This window comes from Nocardioides sp. (assembly GCF_031397825.1).
Classification (GTDB): domain Bacteria; phylum Actinomycetota; class Actinomycetes; order Propionibacteriales; family Nocardioidaceae; genus Nocardioides.
Window position 1 is genome coordinate 21,153 of sequence record NZ_JANNML010000030.1, and the last position, 21,711, is coordinate 42,863.

General features: G+C 72.6%; 25 protein-coding genes. 15 read left to right on the top strand and 10 right to left on the bottom strand.

What is annotated here, in order from left to right; all coding sequences use genetic code 11:
* Genes RMN98_RS02105 through ccsB form a run of 4 tightly spaced genes read left to right on the top strand, consistent with a single transcriptional unit; the run spans window position 1 to window position 3,983 of the window.
* Window positions 1-588, top strand: a complete 588-nt coding sequence (locus tag RMN98_RS02105; RefSeq protein WP_309647149.1) for a TlpA disulfide reductase family protein — start codon at window positions 1-3, stop codon at window positions 586-588.
* Window positions 581-1,342 carry a cytochrome c biogenesis protein CcdA gene (locus RMN98_RS02110; RefSeq protein WP_309647150.1) on the top strand — a complete coding sequence of 254 codons (762 nt, stop codon included), beginning with the start codon at window positions 581-583 and terminating at the stop codon, window positions 1,340-1,342. The genes RMN98_RS02105 and RMN98_RS02110 overlap by 8 nt, the downstream gene beginning before the upstream one ends.
* Window positions 1,339-2,946: a cytochrome c biogenesis protein ResB gene (locus RMN98_RS02115; RefSeq protein WP_309647151.1), complete on the top strand. Its 1,608-nt coding sequence runs from the start codon at window positions 1,339-1,341 to the stop codon at window positions 2,944-2,946. The genes RMN98_RS02110 and RMN98_RS02115 overlap by 4 nt, the downstream gene beginning before the upstream one ends.
* The gene (gene ccsB, locus RMN98_RS02120; RefSeq protein WP_309647152.1) at window positions 2,943-3,983 is read left to right on the top strand and encodes a c-type cytochrome biogenesis protein CcsB; all 1,041 of its coding nucleotides are present in this window, start codon (window positions 2,943-2,945) and stop codon (window positions 3,981-3,983) included. Before RMN98_RS02115 ends, ccsB begins: the two co-directional genes overlap by 4 nt.
* Here ccsB and RMN98_RS02125 read toward each other — a convergent pair.
* A complete protein-coding gene (locus tag RMN98_RS02125) occupies window positions 3,980-4,555 on the bottom strand; it encodes a TetR/AcrR family transcriptional regulator (RefSeq protein WP_309647153.1) in 576 nt (191 codons plus the stop codon). The two genes, ccsB and RMN98_RS02125, sit on opposite strands and share 4 nt — an antisense overlap.
* Window positions 4,556-4,629: 74 nt before the next feature.
* On the opposite strand from RMN98_RS02125, the gene RMN98_RS02130 reads away from it, so the two are divergent.
* The gene (locus tag RMN98_RS02130) at window positions 4,630-5,208 is read left to right on the top strand and encodes a dihydrofolate reductase family protein (protein ID WP_309647154.1); all 579 of its coding nucleotides are present in this window, start codon (window positions 4,630-4,632) and stop codon (window positions 5,206-5,208) included.
* A gap of 4 nt (window positions 5,209-5,212) precedes the next feature.
* Here RMN98_RS02130 and RMN98_RS02135 read toward each other — a convergent pair whose 3' ends face one another.
* On the bottom strand, window positions 5,213-5,461 hold the full coding sequence (locus RMN98_RS02135; RefSeq protein WP_309647155.1) for a hypothetical protein: 249 nt from the start codon (window positions 5,459-5,461) through the stop codon (window positions 5,213-5,215).
* Window positions 5,462-5,505: 44 nt separating this feature from the next.
* Between RMN98_RS02135 and RMN98_RS02140 the strand changes: the two genes are divergently transcribed.
* Complete coding sequence (locus RMN98_RS02140; RefSeq protein WP_309647156.1) at window positions 5,506-5,799, top strand: DUF4229 domain-containing protein; 294 nt, start codon at window positions 5,506-5,508, stop codon at window positions 5,797-5,799.
* Between the two features lie 25 nt (window positions 5,800-5,824).
* On the opposite strand, the gene RMN98_RS02145 is transcribed toward RMN98_RS02140, so the two are convergent.
* Genes RMN98_RS02145 through RMN98_RS02155 form a run of 3 tightly spaced genes read right to left on the bottom strand, consistent with a single transcriptional unit; the run spans window position 5,825 to window position 8,217 of the window.
* Window positions 5,825-5,959 (bottom strand): hypothetical protein, encoded by a 135-nt coding sequence (locus tag RMN98_RS02145; protein WP_309647157.1) that lies wholly within the window; start codon window positions 5,957-5,959, stop codon window positions 5,825-5,827.
* A gap of 52 nt (window positions 5,960-6,011) precedes the next feature.
* Window positions 6,012-6,902, bottom strand: a complete 891-nt coding sequence (locus RMN98_RS02150; protein ID WP_309647158.1) for a 1,4-dihydroxy-2-naphthoate polyprenyltransferase — start codon at window positions 6,900-6,902, stop codon at window positions 6,012-6,014.
* A 31-nt stretch (window positions 6,903-6,933) separates the two neighbouring features.
* Window positions 6,934-8,217 (bottom strand): MFS transporter, encoded by a 1,284-nt coding sequence (locus RMN98_RS02155; protein ID WP_309647159.1) that lies wholly within the window; start codon window positions 8,215-8,217, stop codon window positions 6,934-6,936.
* Window positions 8,218-8,245: 28 nt separating this feature from the next.
* Between RMN98_RS02155 and RMN98_RS02160 the strand changes: the two genes are divergently transcribed.
* From RMN98_RS02160 to RMN98_RS02175, 4 genes are all read left to right on the top strand, one after another.
* Window positions 8,246-9,253, top strand: coding sequence for an AMP-binding protein (locus RMN98_RS02160; protein WP_309647160.1), 1,008 nt, complete (start codon window positions 8,246-8,248; stop codon window positions 9,251-9,253).
* Window positions 9,246-10,208 carry an o-succinylbenzoate synthase gene (locus RMN98_RS02165; RefSeq protein WP_309647161.1) on the top strand — a complete coding sequence of 321 codons (963 nt, stop codon included), beginning with the start codon at window positions 9,246-9,248 and terminating at the stop codon, window positions 10,206-10,208. Before RMN98_RS02160 ends, RMN98_RS02165 begins: the two co-directional genes overlap by 8 nt.
* The gene (menD, locus tag RMN98_RS02170) at window positions 10,205-11,791 is read left to right on the top strand and encodes a 2-succinyl-5-enolpyruvyl-6-hydroxy-3-cyclohexene-1-carboxylic-acid synthase (protein ID WP_309647162.1); all 1,587 of its coding nucleotides are present in this window, start codon (window positions 10,205-10,207) and stop codon (window positions 11,789-11,791) included. Before RMN98_RS02165 ends, menD begins: the two co-directional genes overlap by 4 nt.
* Before the next feature lie 275 nt (window positions 11,792-12,066).
* Window positions 12,067-13,929, top strand: coding sequence for a Na+/H+ antiporter (locus RMN98_RS02175; protein ID WP_309647163.1), 1,863 nt, complete (start codon window positions 12,067-12,069; stop codon window positions 13,927-13,929).
* 10 nt (window positions 13,930-13,939) lie between these two features.
* Here the strand turns inward: RMN98_RS02175 and RMN98_RS02180 are convergent, their stop codons facing one another.
* Entirely contained in the window at window positions 13,940-14,773 is an 834-nt protein-coding gene (locus RMN98_RS02180; protein ID WP_309647164.1) for an NAD(P)H-binding protein, read from the bottom strand.
* Window positions 14,770-15,264: a GNAT family N-acetyltransferase gene (locus RMN98_RS02185; RefSeq protein ID WP_309647165.1), complete on the bottom strand. Its 495-nt coding sequence runs from the start codon at window positions 15,262-15,264 to the stop codon at window positions 14,770-14,772. Before RMN98_RS02185 ends, RMN98_RS02180 begins: the two co-directional genes overlap by 4 nt.
* Window positions 15,265-15,291: 27 nt before the next feature.
* Between RMN98_RS02185 and RMN98_RS02190 the strand changes: the two genes are divergently transcribed.
* On the top strand, window positions 15,292-15,924 hold the full coding sequence (locus RMN98_RS02190; RefSeq protein ID WP_309647166.1) for an MBL fold metallo-hydrolase: 633 nt from the start codon (window positions 15,292-15,294) through the stop codon (window positions 15,922-15,924).
* A 1-nt stretch (window position 15,925) separates the two neighbouring features.
* Here the strand turns inward: RMN98_RS02190 and RMN98_RS02195 are convergent, their stop codons facing one another.
* Window positions 15,926-17,197: an isochorismate synthase gene (locus RMN98_RS02195; RefSeq protein ID WP_309647167.1), complete on the bottom strand. Its 1,272-nt coding sequence runs from the start codon at window positions 17,195-17,197 to the stop codon at window positions 15,926-15,928.
* 58 nt (window positions 17,198-17,255) lie between these two features.
* Here RMN98_RS02195 and RMN98_RS02200 point away from each other — a divergent pair, with 58 nt between their 5' ends.
* Window positions 17,256-17,879, top strand: coding sequence for a hypothetical protein (locus RMN98_RS02200; protein WP_309647168.1), 624 nt, complete (start codon window positions 17,256-17,258; stop codon window positions 17,877-17,879).
* A 12-nt stretch (window positions 17,880-17,891) separates the two neighbouring features.
* Here RMN98_RS02200 and RMN98_RS02205 read toward each other — a convergent pair whose 3' ends face one another.
* A complete protein-coding gene (locus tag RMN98_RS02205; protein WP_309647169.1) occupies window positions 17,892-18,785 on the bottom strand; it encodes a L,D-transpeptidase family protein in 894 nt (297 codons plus the stop codon).
* A gap of 146 nt (window positions 18,786-18,931) precedes the next feature.
* Here RMN98_RS02205 and RMN98_RS02210 point away from each other — a divergent pair, with 146 nt between their 5' ends.
* Window positions 18,932-19,621: a demethylmenaquinone methyltransferase gene (locus RMN98_RS02210; protein ID WP_309647170.1), complete on the top strand. Its 690-nt coding sequence runs from the start codon at window positions 18,932-18,934 to the stop codon at window positions 19,619-19,621.
* Between the two features lie 21 nt (window positions 19,622-19,642).
* Here the strand turns inward: RMN98_RS02210 and RMN98_RS02215 are convergent, their stop codons facing one another.
* The gene (locus tag RMN98_RS02215; RefSeq protein WP_309647173.1) at window positions 19,643-20,395 is read right to left on the bottom strand and encodes an adenosylcobinamide-GDP ribazoletransferase; all 753 of its coding nucleotides are present in this window, start codon (window positions 20,393-20,395) and stop codon (window positions 19,643-19,645) included.
* A 233-nt stretch (window positions 20,396-20,628) separates the two neighbouring features.
* Here RMN98_RS02215 and RMN98_RS02220 point away from each other — a divergent pair, with 233 nt between their 5' ends.
* Together RMN98_RS02220 and RMN98_RS02225 are read left to right on the top strand one after the other, a co-directional pair.
* Window positions 20,629-20,988: an NADH-quinone oxidoreductase subunit A gene (locus RMN98_RS02220; protein ID WP_309647171.1), complete on the top strand. Its 360-nt coding sequence runs from the start codon at window positions 20,629-20,631 to the stop codon at window positions 20,986-20,988.
* A gap of 148 nt (window positions 20,989-21,136) precedes the next feature.
* Window positions 21,137-21,691 carry an NADH-quinone oxidoreductase subunit B family protein gene (locus RMN98_RS02225; protein WP_309647172.1) on the top strand — a complete coding sequence of 185 codons (555 nt, stop codon included), beginning with the start codon at window positions 21,137-21,139 and terminating at the stop codon, window positions 21,689-21,691.
* Window positions 21,692-21,711 lie beyond the last annotated feature (20 nt).

Below are 21,711 nucleotides of genomic sequence, written 5' to 3' on the forward strand. Positions count from 1 at the left end.
ATGACCGCCCCCGCCCGAGCCCACGCCGCGCGCCCCGTCGTACGACGGGCGGCGATGCTGGCCGTCGTCCTGCTGGCGGTCTCGGGTTGCTCGAGCCTGCGCGGGACCGGTGACGGCGGGTACGTCGAGCAGCTGGGCAGCATCGCGCAGATCGCGGTCGCGGACCGCGACGAGCCGATCGAGCTGGCCGGTGACACGCTCGAGGGCGAGCCGCTCGACGTGGCCGACCTGCGCGGCGAGGTCGTCGTCCTCAACGTGTGGGGCTCGTGGTGCCCGCCGTGCCGCACGGAGGTGCCGTTCCTGGTCGAGGCCGATGCCGAGCTCGACGTGCCGTTCGTCGGGGTCAACATCCGCGAGGAGGTCGCGCCGGCGCTGGCCTTCGAGCGGAAGTCCGGCATCGACTACCCCTCGATCCACGACCAGGCGAGCGAGGCGCTGCTGGGCCTGGGGCGCTATGCGCCGCGCTCCCCGCCGGTCACCATCGTGCTCGACCGGGAGGGCCGCGTCGCCGCGGTCGTCTCGGGCGCGCTGACCTCTGCCCTGACCCTGACCGAGCTGGTCGAGGAGGTGCTCGCCGAGGATGGGTGACTGGTTCCAGACCCAGGCCGCGAGCGGCTCCCTCGCCCTGGCCCTGCCCGTCGCGCTGGTCGCAGGGCTGGTGTCGTTCTTCTCGCCGTGCGTGATCCCGCTGCTGCCCGGCTACCTCTCCTACGCCACCGGGCTCTCCGGGGCCGACCTCGCGTCCGGTGAGGGCGAGGCGCACCGGGGACGGATGTTCGTGGGCTCGGTGCTGTTCGTGCTCGGGTTCGCGCTGGTCTTCGTCAGCATCGGTGCCGCCACGGGGGCGGTCGGCTTCTGGCTGCGCACCTGGCAGCGCGAGATCACCGTCGTGCTCGGGGTGCTGACCATCGTCTTCGGCCTGGCGTTCGCAGGTCTCATCCCGTTCCTCCAGCGCGAGTGGCGGGTGCACAAGGTCCCGGCCGTCGGGCTGGCTGCGGCCCCCTTCCTCGGCATCCTCTTCGGCCTCGGCTGGACGCCGTGCATCGGCCCGACCCTGGGCGCGATCACCACGTTGTCGATCAACGAGGCGACGGCCGGCCGTGGCGCGCTGCTGGCCGGGATCTACGCACTCGGACTGGGCCTGCCCTTCGTGGTGCTGGGCCTGGCCTACACGCGGGCCCTGGGCGCCATCGCGTTCGTCCGTCGTCACCAGGCCTGGGTCACGCGCATCGGCGGCGTGATGCTGGTGGTCGTGGGCCTCCTGCTCGTCAGCGGTCTCTGGGACAGCGCCGTGACCTGGATCCAGGTCCGGCTGATCAGCGACTTCGAGGTGAGCGTGTGACGACCCGGACCTCGGCCCCCGTCGAGCCCCCTCCCGAGACCCCGGAGCGCCGCCTCGGCGAGCTCAACCCGCGTGAGCTCGGTCGCTGGCTGTGGCGCCAGCTGACCTCGATGCGCACGGCGCTGATCCTGCTGCTGATGCTCGCCCTGGCGGCCGTGCCGGGCTCGGTCATCCCGCAGGAGGGCGTCGACTCCCTCAAGACCTCCCGCTGGCAGGCCGACCACCCGACGCTGACGCCGATCTACGAGAAGCTCAGCCTCTTCTCGGTCTACGACTCCCCGTGGTTCAGCGCGATCTACATCCTGCTGATGATCTCGCTGGTCGGCTGCATCATCCCGCGCACGTTCGTCTACCTCCGTGCGATCCGGACACCCCCGCCGGTCGCCCCCCGCAACCTGACCCGCCTGCCCGACCACGCGTCGTACGGCAGCGGGGAGAGCGTCGACGAGGTGCTCCGGCGTGCCCGGGAGGTGCTCAGGGCCCGCGGCTACCGGCTGCGGTCGGCGCAGGACGGTGACGACTTCGTCAGCGCCGAGCGTGGCTACCTGCGCGAGGTCGGCAACCTGGTCTTCCACCTGTCGGTCGTGGTGGTGCTGGTGGGCTTCGCGCTCGGCAGCCTCTTCGGCTTCCGCGGCGGCGCGGTCATCGCGCAGGGCTCGACCTTCGCCAACACCATCAGCCAGTACGACGACTTCGAGCCCGGCTCCCTCTTCTCGGCCGACCAGATGGACCCGTTCGTCTTCTCCTTCGACTCCTTCGACGTCGAGTGGCAGCGCACCAACCGCGGTGTGCTGGCGCGGGCGTTCGACGCCGGGCTGACCTACACCGACCAGCCCGGCAGCGACGAGCAGTCCTACGACCTGCGGGTCAACCACCCGCTGAGCATCGGCGACACCGACGTCTTCCTCATCGGCCACGGCTATGCCCCGGTCATCACCGTGACCGACGGTGAGGGCAACGAGGTCTACAGCGGGCCCACGCCGTTCCTGCCGCAGGACCAGAGCTTCCTGTCCTTCGGCGTCGTGAAGTCGCCCGACGCGCAGCCCGGTCAGATCGGCCTCGAGGGGCTCTTCTACCCGACCTTCGAGTTGGTCGGCGGCAACCCGTTGACGATCTATCCCGACGACCTCAACCCGCTGCTGTCGATGTCGGTCTACACCGGCGACCTCGGCCTCGACGTGCCGACGTCGCAGTCGGTCTACGTGCTCGACAAGGCCAACGCCACGCAGGTGCTCAACGACGAGGGCCAGCCCCTGCGGCTGGACCTGTCGATCGGCGAGACCGCGACGCTCCCCGACGGTCTCGGGACCGTCACCTTCGAGAGCGTCCAGCCCTGGACGCGCATCCAGTTCAGCCAGACGCCCGGCAAGGAGCTCACGCTGCTCGGTGTGGTGCTGGCGCTGATCGGGATGTGCGGCTCGCTGTTCATCCGCCCGCGTCGGGTGTGGGTGCGGGCACGGCCCGGCTCCGATGAGGACGACAGTGCCACCATGGTCGAGGTCGCAGCCCTCGACCGCTCCGGCGGGGGCGACGTCGCCCCGGTGCTGGAGGAGATCGTGGGCGAGCTGCGCGCCGCACCACCCCGAGCCGAGGAGAAGCAATGAGCAACACCGCGTGGGAGACCCTCAGCGACCAGGCGATCGCGGTCAGCGGGATCGTCTACTTCCTGGCCCTGCTGGCGCACCTGATCGAGTGGTCGGCGCTGCGCGGCACCGTGCCGGTCGAGGTGGCGGCCGCCACGGCGTCCACCCGCGCGAGCGCCTCCGCGGGCTCCGTCGCGGTGGCCACCGGCCCAGCGGACGACACGAGCAGCGGCACCGCGGGGTCCCGCCAGCGCGTCGCCCTCTTCGGTCGCCTGGGACTGCTGCTCACGATGATCGCGGCCGTGGTGCACCTGACCTCCCTCGTGGGGCGCGGCATGGCCGCCGACCCCAACCGGGTGCCCTGGGGCAACATGTACGAGTTCACCATCTCGGGCACCTTCGTCGTGACCCTGATGTACCTCGTGCTCTACCGCCGCTTCGCGCTCGCGTGGATGGCCCCGATCGTGGTCGCCTTCGTGCTCTCGATGCTGATGGTCGCGGTGATCTGGCTGCACAGCGAGGTCACCCCGCTGACCGAGGCCCTCAACTCCTACTGGCTCGTCATCCACGTCGTCTCCGCGGTCATCGCCACCGGCGCGTTCTCGCTGGGCGGCATCACCTCGGCGATGTGGTTGATCAAGAACCGCAAGGGCGACATCACCACCGGTCCGCTCGCGCGGGTGCCCTCGCTGGCCACGCTGGACCGCGTCTCCTACCGCATCCACGCCTTCGGCTTCCCGGTCTGGACCTTCGCGGTGCTCATCACGGGGCCGATCTGGGCGCACGAGGCCTGGTCGTCCTACTGGAACTGGGACCCCAAGGAGGTGTGGGCCTTCATCACCTGGGTCGTCTACGCCGCCTACCTGCACGCCCGCTCGACCGCGGGGTGGAAGGGCAAGAACGCCGCCATCCTCGCCCTCGTCGGCCTGGCCACGCTGTGGTTCAACTTCATCGGGATCAACTTCTTCTCCACGACCAGCCAGCACTCCTACGCCGAGAGCGCCCCCGCGATCGTGCAGCCCGCCGAGACCACGGCGCAGGGCCTGCCGGGTCGCTAGGGCCCGACGTCCTGGGCGAGACGACGCGCGGCCCGTCGCGCGACGGCCACGGGGTTGCTCCCGGGGTCGAGCGGCACGGTCAGGTGGTCCAGCAGGATGCCGTTGACCAGGTGGTGCAGCAGCAGGACCAGCTCGGCCCCGCCCGGCAGGCCACGGGACTCGTGGAAGGCGACGTCGGCGCGGAGCCCCTGCCGGAGGAACGGCGTCAGGACCGCCGCGACGTCGGGTGACCGCGACGCCTCGAGGCGCAGCTCGACGAGCGCCCGGGCGAGGTCCGGCCGGAGGATGAGTCGCTCGACGACGTACGCCGCATAGCCCTCCAGCGCCTCCCCGGCCGGGGCGCGCTCGAGCTCGGTCAGCCGGGCCGGGTCGGGGGCGAGCTGCTCGAACGCGCCCCGGGCCATGGCGAGCAGGAGGGCGGCCCGGCTCGGGAAGTAGTTGGAGCAGGTCCCCGGCGGCATCTGGGCCAGCGAGTCGACTGCACGGTGGGTGAGTGCCCGGCTCCCGTGGCGGCCGAGGATCTCCAGCGCCGCTCTCGTGACGTCGGCCCTGCGGCCTGGGTTGGCGACCATGGAGCCGATGGTAGGCCAACCACTACGTCTGTTGTACATTGCGGAGGACCCACACCCCCACGATGGGAGGCGCCATGCGCGAGCTCGTCTACCACGTCGCCACCTCGCTCGACGGCTTCATCGCCGACGCGGCCGGCGACTTCTCGCAGTTCCCCCAGGACAGGGAGACCCTGGCGGCGCTGTTCGACCGCTACCCCGAGACCTGCCCCGCGCACCTGCGCGAGGCGCTCGGTGTCACCGGTGCACCCCGCAGGTTCGACACCGTCGTGATGGGGCGCCGCACCCACGCCCCGGCCCTCGACGCGGGGTTGGTGGGCGGGGCCTATCCCCACCTGCGCCAGGTCGTGGTCACGCACCGGGACCTCCCGGCCTCCTCGGACGTGGAGGTGGTCGGAGGCGACGTCCGCGCCGGTGTGGCCGACCTGTTGGCAGAGCCCGGCAAGGACGTCTGGCTCTGCGGTGGGGCCGACCTCGCGGGTCAGCTCGTCGACCTGGTCGACGAGATCCAGGTCAAGGTCAACCCGATCCTGCTCGGGGACGGGATCCCGCTCTTCCGAGGCCTGGACCGCCCCCGTGACGTGCATGCGGTGGCCGTCGAGCCACTGCCGGGCGGGGTCATGCTCGTGACGTACCGGACCCGACCACGCGGCTGACGGGTCAGGACCCGACGGCGTCCGGGTCGTCGGGGTCCTTGCGCTTCTGGTTGCGACGGCGCTTGCGCTCGATCTCGCGCAGGAAGTCCTCGTCGTCGTCGGGCGCGACCATGCGCGGCGGCGGCTGGGGCCGACGCGGACGCTTCACCTGCGGTCGCCCGCCACCACCCCCACCGCTGCGCTGCTGCAGGAGGCGGACGACGTAGTAGGTCGCCAGGGCGAACACGACGACGAAGAGCAGGAACTTGAGCACCCCTCCAGAGTAGGCGCCTAGTGGTCACGAACTACCCTGGTGGGGTGAAGGAGTTTCTCGTCTACACCGGCCTGCGCCTCGCCCTCTTCGTCGGATCGTTCGCGATCGTCTTCGGGGTGTGGGCGGCACTGTCCGACCAGGTGAACGTCACGTGGGTCGTCGTGATCGCGTTCGTCGTCAGCGGGGTCGGCTCCTACTTCCTCCTCAACCGTCAGCGCGAGGCCTTCGCGCGGCGCGTCGAGGACCGTGCGCGGGCCGCGTCGGCCCGGCTCGAGGAGATGAAGGCTCGCGAGGACGTGGAGGACGCGCAGGACGAGGCGTCCGCCGACCGGCCCTGAGGCGCGGCCCTGAGCCGCCGGCGGCTCAGTCCTTGCGGCGGTCGAGCCGGCGGTTGACCCGTCCCTCGGACTGACCGAGGACCTTGGCGAGGAGCGGGACCCGCATCTTGTAGGCGACGAAGGCCGCGGCGACCAGCAGGACGAGCACGAGGAACCACATGCCCTCGACCCTACGTCGGCTCCCGCAGCGCCGGACGTCGCGCCAGTCAGGCTCAGCCGCGGACGACGAGCGCGGCGGCGACCAGCGCCGCCCAGACCAGCTCGGCGAGGCCGGTCTGCTGGAGCACCGGGATGAGCCCGGGCCCGGTGGCGCCACTCATGACGGTGCGCACCGCCGGGAGCGCCACGGCGAGGAACGCCAGGGCGACCAGCACCCACCAGGTCGTGGCGCCGGCGACCGCCACGACGGCGACCGCCGCCGCGAGGACGAGCAGCAGGTAGAGGGCGCGGGTGCGGCCGTCGCCCAGGCGTACGGCGAGCGTGCGCTTGCCGGCCACGGTGTCGGTGGGGATGTCGCGCAGGTTGTTGACGACCAGGATCGCGCAGGCCAGCGCCCCGACCCCGATCCCGGCGTAGAAGGCCGGCCAGACCCAGCTCTCGGTCTGGACGTAGGTGGTGCCGATGACCGCGACCAGGCCGAAGAAGACGAAGACCATGACCTCGCCCAGGCCGAGGTAGCCGTAGGGGGTCGAGCCGCCGGTGTAGTACCAGGCGGCGACCACGGACACGGCGCCCACCGCGACCAGCCACCAGGCGGTGCTGGCGGCGAGGACCAGCCCGGCGACGCCGGCGACCCCGAACGCGAGGAAGGCGGCGCGCCTGACCGCGGCCGGGGTCGCGGCACCCGAGCCGACCAGGCGCATCGGGCCGACCCGGTCGTCGTCGGTGCCGCGGATGCCGTCGGAGTAGTCGTTGGCGTAGTTGACCGCCACCTGGAGGGCGAGGCTCACCACCAGGGCGAGGACGGCCTTCCACCAGACGCCCTGCCACTCGTCCCACGCTCCGGCGTACGCCGCCACGCCGGTGCCGGCGAGGACCGGCGCGACCGCAGCGGGGAGGGTGCGCGGACGCGCGCCGGCGAGCCAGTCAGCGGAGGTAGCCACGAGACACGATTGTCCCCCAGGTGGTCGCGGCTCAGCGGCTCGGGTCGAGGTCGTGCTCGACGAGGAAGCGCTGGGCGGCGCGGCTGGCCGGGTGGATGCCCACGGTGGCGGCGATCACGATCACCGCGATCACCAGCCAGCCGTAGGACCCCCAGCTGATCGCGAGGAACGTGTAGAGCGCCGGCGCCCAGACGTAGCCGAGCGTGCCTCCGAGGTTGCCGGCGCCCTGGTACTCACCGCGCTTGTCCGGGTCGGACAGCTCGGACTCGAACGCCCAGGTGGCCGCGGAGAGGTAGAGCTCCGCACCGGTCACGGTGATGTGGCCGAGCCAGATCAGCGCGATCGTGAGCGCCCCGACGGTGTCGTGCGTGATCAGGGTGATGACGCAGGAGGCGACGAAGAACGCCGAGCTGATGCGGGCGGCCCTGAGGGCCGTGGCCACGTCCTTGACGCCGCGCGAGGCCGCCATCGGCAGGAAGATGCACATGACGGTGTTGGTGCCGAAGAGCAGCGCGAGCAGGACCCGGGGGGCGTCGGTCTCCTCGACCAGCCACAGCGGGATGACGATCTGGAGCAGCACCTGGTTGGTGCTCAGGACACCGCCGAAGAACGAGGTGGCGAGGAATCCGCGGTTGCGCAGCGCACCCGGCACCTCGCCGGGGGCGTCGCCCTCCAGGGCGCCCTCCACGGCCGCCTCCAGGACGTTGGGCCGCTCGCGGTGGGCGGCCCGCGGCAGGCGCGCGATCCAGTAGGCGTTGACGGCGACCAGCGCTGCGGTGAGCCAGGGCAGCGCCCGGATCACGGTGTCGTTGTCGAAGGCGAGCGCGAAGCCACCGAGGGCGGCGCCGAGCGTGAAGCCGAGGTTGAGCGCGGAGTACATGTAGGCCTGCGACTGCACCCGCTCCTGACGCGGCAGGACGTCGAGGATGTAGGCACCCCGGCCGGCGCCGCCGGCGCTGTTGACGACCTCGAGCACGATGCTCATCGCGAGGAACGCGACGAAGCCGTCGATGAAGGGCCACACGGTGTACATCGCGGCCGTGCCGAACGCGCCGATGCACCAGGTGTTCTGGGGGCCGATCCTGTCGGCGAGCTTGCCGGCCGGCACGGCGACGAGGAAGGACACGACGCCCGCCACCGTGATGCCGAGGCCCACCTGGGCGGCCGAGAGCCCGACGATCTGGGTGAAGAAGACCGCGCTGGCGGTCATGAAGGTGCCGTCACCGATCGCGTAGAGCACCGACTGCACCGACAGCTTGCCGGCGAGGGGTGAGGGGGGCTTCAACGTCGCGATCACCGAGGACACGGCGAGCATGCAACCACGGCGGACTAGCGTTGAGCACATGGATAACGGCGAGGTCACGGCCATGGGGCAGGTCAGGGCCCTGGCCCGCTGGCTGGAGGCGACCGGTGAGCCCGACCCCTGGGTCGTGGAGACCTCCGGGTCGACGGGACGCCCCAAGCGCGTGCAGCTCTCCCGCCGGGCGGTCCTGGCCTCGGTGAGCGCCACCGAGCGCCGCCTGGGTGGGCTCGGACCGTGGGTGCTGGCGCTGCCGGCGTCGTACGTCGCCGGGGTGCAGGTGATCTGCCGGTCCCTCGTCGCGGGGCACGAGCCGCTGCTGCTCGACGCGGCGGCGCCGGTGTGGCCGCGGGAGGGCACGTGGTTCACCTCGTTGGTGCCGACGCAGCTGCTGCGGGTCCTCGACGACCCCGACCAGGTGGCCGCGCTGCGCACCGCCCACACCGTCCTGCTCGGGGGTGGTCCGATCGATCCCGCGCTGCGCATCCGGGCCGAGGAGGCCGGGGTGCGGGTCGTGGCGACCTACGGCATGGCGGAGACCGCCGGCGGCTGCGTCTACGACGGGATGCCGCTGGACGCGGTCGCGCTCGCCCTCGGTGACGGTGGGCGGATCAGGATCGGTGGGCCGACCGTGTTCGACGGCTACGAGGGCGATCCCGTGCAGACCGCCGAGGTGCTCGTGGACGGCTGGTTCCTCACCTCCGACGCCGGTCGCATCGACGAGGACGGCCGGCTCAGCGTGCTCGGGCGGCTCGACGACATGGTGGTGAGCGGCGGCGTCAACGTGCCCGCAGCCGCCGTCGCCGCGCGGCTGCGTGCGCACCCGGGCATCATGGCGTGCGAGGTGCTGGGAGTGCCGGACCAGGAGTGGGGGACGCGCGTCGTGGCCTTCGTGGTCGGTCGGGTCTCCGTGGCGGACGTGCGCGACTTCGTGGCCGCCGTGCACCCGCGCTCGTGGGCACCCCGGCAGGTGGTGGCGCTCGACGCGCTGCCGCTGCTGGCCAACGGCAAGGCCGACCGTCTCGCGCTGCGGGTGATGGCCGGTGCTTGAGGTCTTCAGCATCCCGATGCGCACCCGCTTCCGCGGGATCACCGTCCGCGAGGGCGTGCTGCTGCGAGGTCCCGACGGCGCCGGCGCCTGGGGCGAGTGGAGCCCGTTCCTGGACTACGACGCCGAGGTCGCCGAGCCGTGGCTGCGCTGTGCCGAGGAGGCCGCCGCCGGTGACTGGCCCGCGCCCGTGCGCGACCGGGTGCCGGTCAACGTGACCGTGCCCGCGGTCGGGGCCGAGCAGGCGCACGCGATCGTGACGGCCGGCGGGTGCACGACCGCCAAGGTCAAGGTCGCCGAGCCGGGGCAGACCCTGGCCGAGGACGAGGCCCGGCTCGAGGCGGTGCGTGACGCGCTCGGTCCCGCGGGCGCGGTGCGCGTCGACGCCAACGGCGGCTGGTCGGTCGACGAGGCGGTCACTGCCATCGCGGCGCTGGACCGGGCGGCGGGTGGGCTCGAGTACGCCGAGCAGCCCGTGGCGAGCGTCGAGGACCTCGCCGTCGTACGACGTCGGGTCGGTGTGCCGATCGCCGCGGACGAGTCGATCCGGCGCGCTGTCGACCCCTACCGGGTGCGCGAGCTCGAGGCCGCGGACATCGCCGTCCTCAAGGTGCAGCCGTTGGGCGGCGTGCGGGCCTGCCTGCGGATCGCCGAGGACATCGGCCTGCCGGTCGTGGTGTCGTCGGCGCTGGAGACCTCGGTCGGGATCGCCGCCGGTGTGGCGTTGGCGGCCGCCCTGCCGTCGCTGCCCTATGCGTGCGGGCTCGCGACCGTGCAGCTCTTCCACGGCGACGTCGTCGTGGACTCCCTGCTCCCGGTCGACGGCTGGCTGTCGACGGGGGTGCCGGCGGTGGATCCCGGGCGCCTGGCCGGACTGCGTGCGTCGCCCGAGCGCGTGGCCCACTGGGAGGCCTGCCTCGCCGAGGTCCGGGCCCTGCGGCAGGATCGGTCGTCGTGAACCCGTCGACCCAGCTGGCCCGTGCCGTCGTCTCGGCCCTGGTCGAGGCCGGGGTCAGCGAGGTCGTGGTCTCCCCGGGCTCGCGCAACGCCCCGCTCTCCTTCGCGGCCCTCGCCGCGGCCTCGACCGGCGCCGTGCGGCTGCACACGCGCGTCGACGAGCGCAGCGCCGGCTTCCTCGCCCTGGGCCTGACCCGCAGCCACGCCCGGGCCGCGGTCGTGTGCACGTCGGGCACGGCCGTCGCCAACCTGCACCCGGCGGTCCTCGAGGCCGCGCACGCGGGGGTGCCCATCGTCGTGCTCACCGCCGACCGCCCGGGGCGCCTGCGGGGCACCGACGCCAACCAGACCACCGACCAGGTCGGCATCTTCGGTCGGCTGGTCCCGACGCACGACCTGGCTGTCGGGGCCACGCTGCCGGACCTCGACGTCGACGGTCCGCTGCACCTCAACCTGCAGCTCGACGACCCGCTGCTCCCCGACACCTCCGACGACGGGTGGGTGCCCTCGGTGGCGCTCTCTGCCGAGCGCCGGGGCCGCGGACCCGGGCCCGCCCCGGTCGAGCTGCCGCTGGGCCCGCGCACGGTCGTCGTGGCCGGCGACGACGCCGCTCAGGGCGCCCGGCGCGTCGCCGAGGCCGCGGGCTGGCCGCTGCTCGCCGAGCCCACGAGCGGCTCCCGCACCGGCGAGCACGCCCTGCGCTGCTACCGGTTGCTGCTCGACGGCACCCTCGGGAGCGACATCGAGCGCGTCGTCGTCCTGGGGCACCCGACGCTCTCGCGGCCCGTCACGCGCCTGCTGGGGAGGGCCGACGTGCAGGTGGTCTCGGTCCGCTCACGCGGGGTGTGGGCAGAGCGGCCCTACGCGGTGGCGCTCGAGGCCGAGGCGTTCACGGTCGCCGGTGCCGACGACCCGGCCTGGCTGGCGCGTTGGCGCGAGGCCGACCGCGACGTCGCGCGGAGGCTCGACGTGCTGCTGGCCGCCGAGGCCGACCTCACGCCGTACGAGGTGGCGGGGGCGGTGAGCCATGCCCTCGCGCCCGGCGACCAGCTCGTCGTCGGTGCCTCCAGCCCGATCCGCGACCTCGACCTGATGGTCCGGCCCTACCCGGTCGGCAGCCGCCGCAAGACGATCGCCAACCGCGGCCTCGCCGGGATCGACGGCACGATCTCGACCGCGATCGGCGCCGCGCTGGGGCGCGAGACCCCCGGGCGGACGATCGCGCTGATGGGCGACGTGACGTTCCTCCACGACAGCAACGGGCTGGTCCTCGGCCCGCAGGAGCCACGGCCCGATCTGACGATCGTGGTCGTCAACGACGACGGCGGCTCGATCTTCACCATGCTCGAGCAGGGCGCCCCGGAGCACGCGGCCGGCTTCGACCGGCTCTTCGGGACCCCGCACGGCGTGGACCTCGAGGCGCTGTGCGCCGCCACCCGCACCCCCCACTGGCGGGTCGAGAGCCTGCCCGAGCTCGAGCAGGCGCTCGCCTCGCCGAACGGTGGGATCGAGGTCGTCGAGGTGCGGGTGCGACGCGACAACCGCCGCGAGCTCGACGAGCGGATCCGCGCGCTCGGGGGCTGAGGCGGGGCTCCGGGTCGGGGCGGCCGGTCGCGCGGGTCGCGCGGGTCGTGTGCCGGAGAGCAGGTCAGGGCGCGGGCTCGGGCACACGACCGACGCGAGGCGACCGACCCACCGCGGGCCGCCCTCCGGTCGTGTGCCGGACAGCGCGGTGACGCGCGCTCTGCGGCACACGACCCGGCCGCGGGCGGCCTGACCGCCCACCAGACACCGCCCCGCCGAGCGACGTGACGCGGTCGGTCGGGAATCAAACCGGCTCCGTCGGCGATGATGACCCCGTGGAGATCGCCTTCTTCCTCGTCGCGCTGAGCGTCGGGGTCCTCGCCGTCACGGCGCTCGCGGAGCGGATCGACGTGCCCCCGCCGCTGCTGCTGATCGCGGTCGGCGTGGCGACGTCGTACGCACCGGGCATGCCGGAGGTCCACCTCGAGGCCGAGGTCGTGCTGCTGGGGCTGCTGCCGCCGCTGCTCTACGCGACGGCGATCCAGACGTCGCTGGTCGACTTCAACGCCAACCGGCGCTCCATCCTGCTGCTCTCGGTCGGGCTGGTCATCTTCACCACCGCCGGCATCGGCGCCCTCGTGCACGTGCTCATCCCCGGCATCGGCTGGCCGGCGGCGTTCGCGATCGGCGCCGTGGTCGCGCCGCCCGACGCCGTGGCCGCGACCGCCATCGCGCGTCGCATCGGGCTGCCGCGCCGGATCGTCACGATCCTCGAGGGCGAGTCTCTGCTCAACGACGCCACCGCCCTGGTCGCCCTGCGCACCGCGATCGCTGCGGGCGGGCTGGGCATCAGCACGATGGAGGTGGCCGAGGACTTCCTGGTCGCGGCCGGTGGCGGGGTGCTGGTCGGCTTCGGTCTCTTCGTGCTCGTCGCCAAGCTGCGCAAGCAGATCACCGACCCGCTCATGGACACCGCGATCTCGTTGGTCGTGCCGTTCGCGGCCTACATCCTGGCCGAGGAGATCCACGCCTCCGGCGTCATCTCCGTGGTCATCGCGGGCCTGCTCCTGGGCCACAAGGCGCCCGTCCTCCAGACCGCCCAGTCGCGCATCGCCGAGCGGATGAACTGGCGCACGATCGCCTTCGTCCTCGAGAACACCGTCTTCCTGCTGATCGGCCTCCAGGCCAAGTGGCTCTTCGAGGACGTGGGCCGGAGCGACCTCAGCCCGGGTCGGATCGTCGCGGTCTGCGGCGCGACGCTGGTCGGCGTCATCGTGCTGCGCATGGTGTGGGTCTTCCTGGCCCGTTACCTGCTGGTGCGCCCCGGTCCCGACCGCGCCACCGGCCAGGTGGCGCCGTGGTCCTACACGTTCATCCTCGGGTGGGCCGGCATGCGCGGCGTCGTCACGCTCGCGGCGGCGTTCATCATCGACGACGACACCGAGCACCGCGAGGTGCTGCTGCTGATCGCCTTCACCGTCGTGGCCGGCACGCTCTTCATCCAGGGCCTGACCCTGCCGTGGCTGGCCCGCCGCCTCCGGGTGCCCTCGCCCGACCCGATGGACGACGCCCTGGCCCGCGCGACCCTGCTCCAGCAGGCGTCGAAGGCCGGCTTCGAGGCCGTCGAGAAGATGGACTACGAGGACCCGCACGGCGTCGTCGACCTGGTCCGGCAGCGCATCGACCAGCGCAACTTCGCGGCGTGGGAGCGCCTCGGCACGACCGCAGAGGAGGAGACGCCCAGCGAGCTCTACGCGCGCATCCGGCTCGCCATGCTCGCCGCCGAGCGCGGCCGGATCCTGGAGATCCGCTCGTCGGGCACCGTCGCCTCCGAGGTCGTCGCCGACGTGCTCGCGATGCTGGACATCGAGGAGTCGATGATCGACAACGCGACGCACGAGCGCGAGGACATCCGCGCCGTCAGCGTGCCGCGCGCTCCCGGCGACCAGTGCGACGAGCTGGTCGCCCACCCGGTCGCCGAGACCCTCCACGACGGCACCTGCGCCCGCTGCGTGGAGGACGGCACCCGCTGGGTAGCCCTGCGCCAGTGCCTCGAGTGCGGGCACGTCGGGTGCTGCGACTCCTCCCCGGGCCAGCACGCGACCGCGCACTTCCACGACACCACGCACCCCGTCATGCAGTCCGCCGAGCCGGGCGAGGACTGGCGCTGGTGCTTCCTGCACCACCTCACCGCGTGAGTCGCCCGAGCTAGCGGCCAGCGAGCACGTCCTCCAGCGAGCGGGGCTCGCGCCCGGCCACTCGTCGTACGTCGTCGGAGAGGGCGGCCAGCGACCCGTCCGCGATCGCGGTGTAGGTGCTCACCCACGCGTCGAGCTGCCACAGCGCGGCGCCGTACTGCTCGCGCCGCCAGGCGTAGGCGGCCTCCACCGTCTCGTCCTCGAAGCGCACCTCGCGCCCCTGGGCGGCGCTGATCCGTGCGGCGGTCTCCGCGAGGGTCAGGGCCTCCGGCCCGCAGAGCGTGTACGTCGTCCCGGCGTGCGCGCCCGGGTCCCTCAGGACCGCGGCGGCCACGTCGGCGACGTCCGCGCGAGCGACCGCGGCGACCCGACCCGAGCCGGCCGGGCCGCGGATGACCCCGGTCTCGTCGGTGAAGAGCGGCAGCACGTCGAGGTAGAAGTTGTCGCGCAGGAGCGTGAAGGCCATGCCCGAGGACCGGATCGCCGCCTCGGCGTCGTGGTGGTCGCGACCCAGGGTGAACACGGCGTCGGGGGAGGCGCCGGCGAAGGACGTGTAGACGACGTGTCCCACCCCGGCGTCGGCCGCGGCCTGGATGAACGTGCGGTGCTGCCCGCGCCGGACCTCGGACTCGGAGGCCGAGACCATGAACAGCACGTCGACGCCGGCCAAGGCGGCGCGCGCGGCCGGCGCGTCGTCGTAGGAGCAGGCGCGCACCTCGCCGCCCAGGTCGGGCGCACGTGACGGGTCGCGCACGACGAGGAGCGGTGCGAGGTCGGTCAGCTGTCGTGCGACGAGGCCGCCGAGCGCGCCGGTCGAGCCGGTGACGGCGACCCGGTGGCTCACGTGCCGGCCCTCAGCATCCGCACGTGGAGACCGTGCTCGTGCTCGTCGCTGGTGCCGTCGAGCCGGAAGCCCTGGCGCTCGTAGAACCGGATCGACCGCTCGTTGCCGGCCAGCACCCACAGGTAGGCCGCGCGGTCGCCGATCGCCTCGCTGAACAGCGCGTAGCCCACGCCGGTGCCCCACAGCCGGGCCCGCACGTAGAGCGCCCAGAGCTCGAGCTCGGTGTCCACGTCGGCGTCGCGACCGGGGCCTGAGGACGCGAAGCCGACCAGGCCCTCGTCGTCCTCCGCCACGACCGTGCTGTGGTCGCCGGTGAGGATGGTGCGCCAGCGCTCGACCCGGGCCTCGGTCTCGTCGCGCCGGTCGTCGAGGATCGACTGCGGCATGAGCCCGGTGTAGGCGTCGTCCCAGACGTCGAGGTGCAGGTGCGCCAGTGCCTCGGCGTCCGCCGCTGTGGCACGTCGTACGACGGTCTGGCGGGAGCTCGGCATGGGCCCACTCTAGGTACTGTGCCGGGCATGCGGATCACGAAGCTCGGTCATGCCTGCGTGCGCATCGAGCACGACGGTGCCGTCGTCGTGCTCGACCCCGGCGTCTTCACCGACGCGGAGGCCGTCGACGGGGCGACCGCCGTGCTCATCACCCACGAGCACCCCGACCACTACCTGCCCGACCACCTGCGCGCCTGCGACGCCCCGGTCTTCACCGTCGACGCGGTCGCGGCCCGCATCCGCGAGGACGCGCCGGACCTGCTGGAGCGGGTGACGGTCGTGGCTCCCGAGGAGCGCTTCGACGTCGGGGTCCCCGTGCGGGCCGTCGGTGAGCTCCACGCGGTGATCCACGAGGACTACCCGCGGTTCTTCAACTCAGGCTTCGTCCTCGACGTGGCCGGCACGAGCATCTACCACCCCGGCGACGCGCTGACCCTGCCGGGACAGCCGGTCGACCTGCTCCTGGCGCCGGTGTCGGCGCCGTGGCTGAAGGTCTCCGAGGCCATCGACTTCGTGCGCGCCGTCGGGGCGCCGCGCTCGCTCGGGATCCACGACCGGGTCTACTCCGCGGCCGGCCTCGGGATGGTCGAGACGCACATGGGCAACCTGCTGCCCGACGGCCAGGAGTTCGTGCGGCTGGCCGACGGGGCCGACCTGTAGGTCAGACCCCACCCAGGGCGTCGCGCACCGGCACGAACTTCGCCTGGGCCTCGGCGAGCTCGGCCTCGGGGTCGGAGTCGGCCACGATGCCGCAGCCGGCGAAGAGCCGGATCCCGTCGTCCTCGACCGTGGCCGAGCGCAGGGCGATGCCCCACTCGCCGTCGCCCCGGGCATCCATCCAGCCCACGGGTCCGGCGTACCGGCCACGGTCCATGCCCTCGATCTCGGTGATCAGCCGGGTCGCGACGTCGGTGGGGGTGCCACCGACGGCGGCCGAGGGGTGCAGCGCCTCCGCGAGCCGCAGCGACGAGACCGTCGCGGCGTCGTGGACGACGCCGTTGACGTCGGTGGCGAGGTGCATGACGTTGGGCAGGTGCAGGACGAACGGCGCCTCGGGCACGTTCATCGACGAGCAGTGCGGCTCGAGGGCGTCGGCGACCGAGCGGACGGCGTACTCGTGCTCCTCGAGGTCCTTCGACGAGCGGGCCAGCGTCGCGGCGAGCGCCAGGTCGCGGTCGTCGTCGCCCGTGCGGCGGATGGTCCCGGCCAGCACCCGCGAGGTGACCAGGCCGCGCTCGCGGCGCACCAGCATCTCCGGCGTCGCACCGAACATGCCGTCGACGTGGAAGGTCCAGCACATCGGGTAGGACTCGGTGAGGCGGTGCATCGGCCACCGCACGTCGATGGGCTCGCTGGCCCGGGCCAGGAGGTCTCGTGCGAGGACGACCTTCTCGAGGTCGCCGGCGCTGATCCGGGCGACGGCGTCGGCCACCGCCGACATCCACTCCTCACCGTTGAGGGCACCGTCGGAGAAGCTGACGGTGGTCGGGGCGCGCGGAGGCTCCGCGACGATGACGGCGGGTGACTCGGCGGCCACCCCGGTGGTGGAGATCGTCGTCAGCCAGGCGCGGTCGCCGCGGCGGCCCACCACGACGGCGGGCAGGACCAGGACCGAGTCGCCGGGCAGGTCACCGAAGGCGAAGGTGCCGAAGCACACCGGGCCGGTGCCGGGCTCACCTACCTCGTCGCGGACGTCGGCACGGGCGATCGTCTCGCTCCACCACTTGTCGGCGTCGGAGAAGCGCGTCGGGCCGCTCGTGCGCAGCACGGCGGCCTCTCCCCAACCCACGAGGCCCTCACCACGGCGCAGCCACGCGACCGGGTGGTCGGTGGGGAGCAGCGACACCAGGGACGTCGCGGCGTCGAGGTCGATCGAGACGGTGCGCGCGACCAGCGAGGGAGTCGGCCCACCCGGGGTCGCAGCGTTCGTCACTCCACGAGCCTACCGAGCGCATTGGTCCACCGGGCTGGACCGTGGGTAACGTCACCGCGTGACCGCGACCTCATCTCGCCCCTCGTCCGCCTCGACCCCAGCCGTGCTCGGGGTCCTCGTCGGCCTCGTGCTGCTCGCCGCCGTGGTGGCCTTCGCCGTGCTGCTGCTGCCCCGCGCGCACGGGAGCGCCGACACCGACCTGCCCGCCACCCTGCCCGGCGGACTGACCGCGACGGACGTCGTCGACGACTCCCAGGGTGACCCCGCTGCGGCCCAGGACTTCGCCGACCAGCAGCGCGACCTGATGGCCTCTGCCGAGGACCGCCTGGAGGCGGTCTACGACGTGCCGGCCCACGCCCGGACCTACCAGGACCCCGAGCGTGGGGTGCAGGTGACCGTCATGGTCCTCGAGCAGGCCGCCGGGCCGTTCGTGCCCGACGGCCCTCCGGTCGACCCGTCGCTCCTGGGCAACGCGCGCAACCAGACCGACCTCGTCCAGGTCGGCGAGGGCACCTGCTCCCTGATCTGGCAGCAGCCGGTCCCGGCGGGCCAGCCGATCTCGGAGCCGGACCCGCAGGCGGTCAAGTGTCAGGTGGGTGGCGACGAGAGCACCTACCAGCTGATCGGCGTCGGGATCACCGCCCAGGAGGGCGTCGAGCTCCTCGAGGGCCTGCTCGGCTGACGTCCGCCGGCGTCACGAGCGGTAGACGATCACCGCGTCGCCGACCGCGACCTGGTCGTAGAGCCACGCGATCGCGTCGTAGTCGCGCACGTTGACGCAGCCGTGGGACGCGCCGGCGTAGCCGACCGCGGCGAAGTCGGGGGAGTAGTGCACCGCCTGCCCCCGGGAGAAGAACATCGCGAACGGCATCGCGGTGTCGAAGAGGCTGGACACGTGGTCACGACTCTTGGAATCCACCGAGAAGGTGCCCTCCCGCGTCGGCGTCGCCGAGCCGCCGAAGCGGGTGTCGACCGTGCGCAGGACCTCGCCTTCGACGACCCACCGCAGCGTGCTGCTGGTCTTGTCGATGCACAGCACGCGACCGGTCAGGCAGCGCGGGTCGAGCGCTCCGGGCACGTTGTCGCCCAGCTGGTTGGTGAGCTCGGCCGCGGTCGGCTCGCTGGTCATGCCCAGGAGGCGGTCGAGCGTGCGTCGGTCGACCTCGCCGGTGACCGGGATCTCCCGCTTGGCCTGGAAGCCGCGCACGGCCTCCGTGGTGAGGTCGCCGTAGAAGCCGGTCACGTCGGCTCCGAACCAGTCGATCTGGCGCAGTCGTGCCTGCAGGTCGCGCACCTCGTCGTTCTCGTCGCCGGGGGACAGCAGGGCCGGCCCCGGCTGGAGCTCCGGCTCGGGCTCCGGCTCGGGCTCCGGCGTGGGCTCCGGCTCCGGCGTGGGTTCGGGCTCCGGCGTGGGTTCGACGTCGACCGGCTCAGCGGGCGTGGTCTGCTCAGTGGCCGTCGAGGTGGCCGTCGAGGTGGTCGACGAGGGCTCCGAGGACCGGTGGGTGGCCCAGCCGACGCCGTACGCCGCTCCGGAGAGCAGGGCGGCGACGACCACGATGAGCGTGAGACGACGGACGATCGACATGGCTTTTCCCTTGGTCTGTGGGTGGTTCGACACTCAGGTGACGCCGCCCGGGGCCTCCGGGTTGCAGCCCCGGGCGAGGAATCTCGCGCCGAGACCAAGTCGTGACCGGCTCCGACTCACGACCGGGCTCCCCGTACGCTCTGCGCGTGGCCCGCGCTGAGCTCGACAAGCAACCGACCGACGTCCGTCGGATGTTCGACGCGGTCGCGCGCCGTTACGACGTCACCAACGACGTGCTGTCCCTCGGTCAGGACCGCCGCTGGCGCCGCGACGTCATCGACGCCGTCGACCCCCAGTTCGGCGAGATGGTCCTCGACCTCGCGGCCGGCACCGGCACGTCCAGCCAGCCCTTCGCCGACCGGGGTGCGCGCGTGGTGCCCTGCGACTTCTCCCTCGGGATGCTGCAGGTGGGCAAGAAGGCCAAGCCCCACCTGCCGTTCACCGCGGGCGACGGCACGCAGCTGCCGTTCGCCGACGACACCTTCGACGCGGTCACGATCTCGTTCGGTCTGCGCAACATCGTCGACCCGGCTGCCGGTCTCGCCGAGATGCGCCGCGTCACCAAGCCCGGCGGCCGCCTGGTCGTCTGCGAGTTCAGCCACCCGACGTGGTCGCCGTTCCGCACCGTCTACATCGAGTACCTCATGAAGGCGCTGCCGCCGGTCGCCCGTGCGGTGTCGTCCTCGCCCGACGCCTACGTCTACCTCGCAGAGTCGATCCGCGCCTGGCCCGACCAGGAGGCGCTGGCGGCCATGATCGGCGAGGCCGGCTGGCTCGCGCCCGAGTGGCGCAACATCTCCGGCGGCATCGTGGCGCTGCACCGCGCCACCGCCTGATGCTCGAGGCGCGGCCGTCCGTCAGGTCGAGGCGAGCAGCAGCACCGCGAGGCTGACCTCGACCGCGGCGCCGAAGACGTCGCCCGCGACCCCGCCGAAGCGCCTGGCTGCCCGACGCACCAGCCAGGCCACGGTCAGGAGCGCCAGCGCCGCAGCGACGACGGCGCGCCACCAGGGCAGGTCGTTCACCTCCATGACGACCGCGAGCACGCCGGTGAGCACCACCCAGCAGGCGACGGCGACGCCCGGCGCGATGGTGCCGACGTACGTCGCCGCGAGGCCGGTGTCGCGCGCCGCCGGGACGCCGCGCACCGACATCACCACGGTGACGCCGCGGGACACGCAGACCAGGGTGCCGGCGAGCAGCGGCCCCCACGCCAGCCCCAGCAGCGCGGTCAGCGCCCCGACCTGGATGCCGAGGACCAGCACGAGGGCGGACGCGCCGGCGGGCCCGGCGTCGCCACGCTTCATCACCTCCAGCGACCGCTCGGCGTCGTAGGAGCACGTCAGGGCGTCGGCGGTGTCGGAGAGACCGTCGAGGTGGAAGGCGCGGCTGCCCAGGGCCAGCGCGGCGATGGCGGTCGCCGCCACCGCGATGGGGGCCAGCTCGAGCTCGCGTCCGCCCCAGCACACGAGGCCGACCAGCACGCCGAGCGGGAGCACCGCGAGCGGCGCCACGATCATCCCCGGCACGGTGACCGAGCGGTCGACCTTGCTCGGCGGCCGGACCGGGATCGCGGTGAGCGTGCCGACGGAGAAACGCACCACGTCCATGATCACGCAGCGAGGCTAGCGACCCGCTTCCGAGGGCGGTGAGAAGGGGCCGAATTAGGAGACGTCCTCGTGACATAAATGCCTGTCCCCGAGGGGGCTCGACGGGTCCCGGACCTGGGTGTGACCTGCGTGACGTTGAGTGGCAGGATGTGGGCTGCGCCACCTCGTGATTCGCTTCACAAAGTCACAATCGCGGAGTTCTGCGGGCGCCGAGACACGGAAGGAGCGCTGGGATGGAGCTCTACACACCAGTGCTGGCACTGGCCCTCCTCGCGGCGCTGTTCGCCGTCGGGTCCGTCGCCGCGAGCGCGTTCATCGGGCCCGCGCGCTACAACCGCGCCAAGCTCGACTCCTACGAGTGCGGCATCGAGCCCACGCCGCAGCCCGTCGGCGGCGGCCGGTTCCCGGTGAAGTACTTCATCACCGCGATGCTCTTCATCGTCTTCGACATCGAGATCATCTTCCTCTACCCGTGGGCGGTCCACTTCGACGCGATGGAGATCTTCGGGCTCGTCGAGATGGTCATCTTCATCGCCACCGTCTTCGTCGCCTACGCCTACGTGTGGCGACGCGGCGGCCTCGAGTGGGATTGAGCGTCGCCATGCACGCACATCGCCTGCGTCGTCGTCGGTCGACGGCCGCTCCGCTGCGCTCCGCACCAGGGTCGACGTCCCGCGTCGGCCTCCGGATGCACAGCGCCTCCCAGCTCTCAGCACCTCTGTGCACGGAAGGGACCATCTGATGGGTATCGAGGAGAAGCTCCCCAGCGGAGTGCTGCTGACGACCGTCGAGGGCGTCGCCGGCTACATGCGCAAGGCGTCGTTCTGGCCGGCCACCTTCGGCCTGGCCTGCTGCGCCATCGAGATGATGACCAGCGGTGGCCCCAAGTACGACCTCGCGCGCTTCGGCATGGAGGTCTTTCGCGCCAGCCCCCGCCAGGCCGACCTGATGATCGTCGCGGGCCGCGTCAGCAACAAGATGGCGCCCGTCCTGCGCCAGATCTACGACCAGATGGCCGAGCCCAAGTGGGTCCTGGCCATGGGCGTCTGCGCCAGCAGCGGAGGCATGTTCAACAACTACGCGATCGTCCAGGGCGTCGACCACGTCGTCCCCGTCGACATGTACCTCCCGGGCTGCCCGCCCCGACCCGAGATGCTCATCGACGCGATCCTCAAGCTCCACGACCAGGTGCAGGCCACCAAGCTGGGCGCCAACCGCCTGGCCCAGATCGAGGACCTCGAGTCCGAGGCGCTGCGCGCCCTCCCGACCTCCGAGATGCGAGGGCAGCTGCGGTGAGCGACAAGACCCCTGACAAG

Bases quoted from the DNA above. Each gene is read 5' to 3' on its own strand.
- RMN98_RS02105 (WP_309647149.1), top strand. From the start codon at position 1: ATGACCGCCCCCGCCCGAGCCCACGCCGCGCGCCCCGTCGTACGACGG.
- RMN98_RS02110 (WP_309647150.1), top strand. From the start codon at position 581: ATGGGTGACTGGTTCCAGACCCAGGCCGCGAGCGGCTCCCTCGCCCTG.
- ccsB (WP_309647152.1), top strand. From the start codon at position 2,943: ATGAGCAACACCGCGTGGGAGACCCTCAGCGACCAGGCGATCGCGGTC.
- RMN98_RS02125 (WP_309647153.1), bottom strand. From the start codon at position 4,555: ATGGTCGCCAACCCAGGCCGCAGGGCCGACGTCACGAGAGCGGCGCTG.
- RMN98_RS02130 (WP_309647154.1), top strand. From the start codon at position 4,630: ATGCGCGAGCTCGTCTACCACGTCGCCACCTCGCTCGACGGCTTCATC.
- RMN98_RS02145 (WP_309647157.1), bottom strand. From the start codon at position 5,959: ATGTGGTTCCTCGTGCTCGTCCTGCTGGTCGCCGCGGCCTTCGTCGCC.
- RMN98_RS02155 (WP_309647159.1), bottom strand. From the start codon at position 8,217: ATGCTCGCCGTGTCCTCGGTGATCGCGACGTTGAAGCCCCCCTCACCC.
- RMN98_RS02160 (WP_309647160.1), top strand. From the start codon at position 8,246: ATGGATAACGGCGAGGTCACGGCCATGGGGCAGGTCAGGGCCCTGGCC.
- RMN98_RS02185 (WP_309647165.1), bottom strand. From the start codon at position 15,264: ATGCCGAGCTCCCGCCAGACCGTCGTACGACGTGCCACAGCGGCGGAC.
- RMN98_RS02190 (WP_309647166.1), top strand. From the start codon at position 15,292: ATGCGGATCACGAAGCTCGGTCATGCCTGCGTGCGCATCGAGCACGAC.
- RMN98_RS02205 (WP_309647169.1), bottom strand. From the start codon at position 18,785: ATGTCGATCGTCCGTCGTCTCACGCTCATCGTGGTCGTCGCCGCCCTG.
- RMN98_RS02215 (WP_309647173.1), bottom strand. From the start codon at position 20,395: ATGGACGTGGTGCGTTTCTCCGTCGGCACGCTCACCGCGATCCCGGTC.
- RMN98_RS02220 (WP_309647171.1), top strand. From the start codon at position 20,629: ATGGAGCTCTACACACCAGTGCTGGCACTGGCCCTCCTCGCGGCGCTG.
- RMN98_RS02225 (WP_309647172.1), top strand. From the start codon at position 21,137: ATGGGTATCGAGGAGAAGCTCCCCAGCGGAGTGCTGCTGACGACCGTC.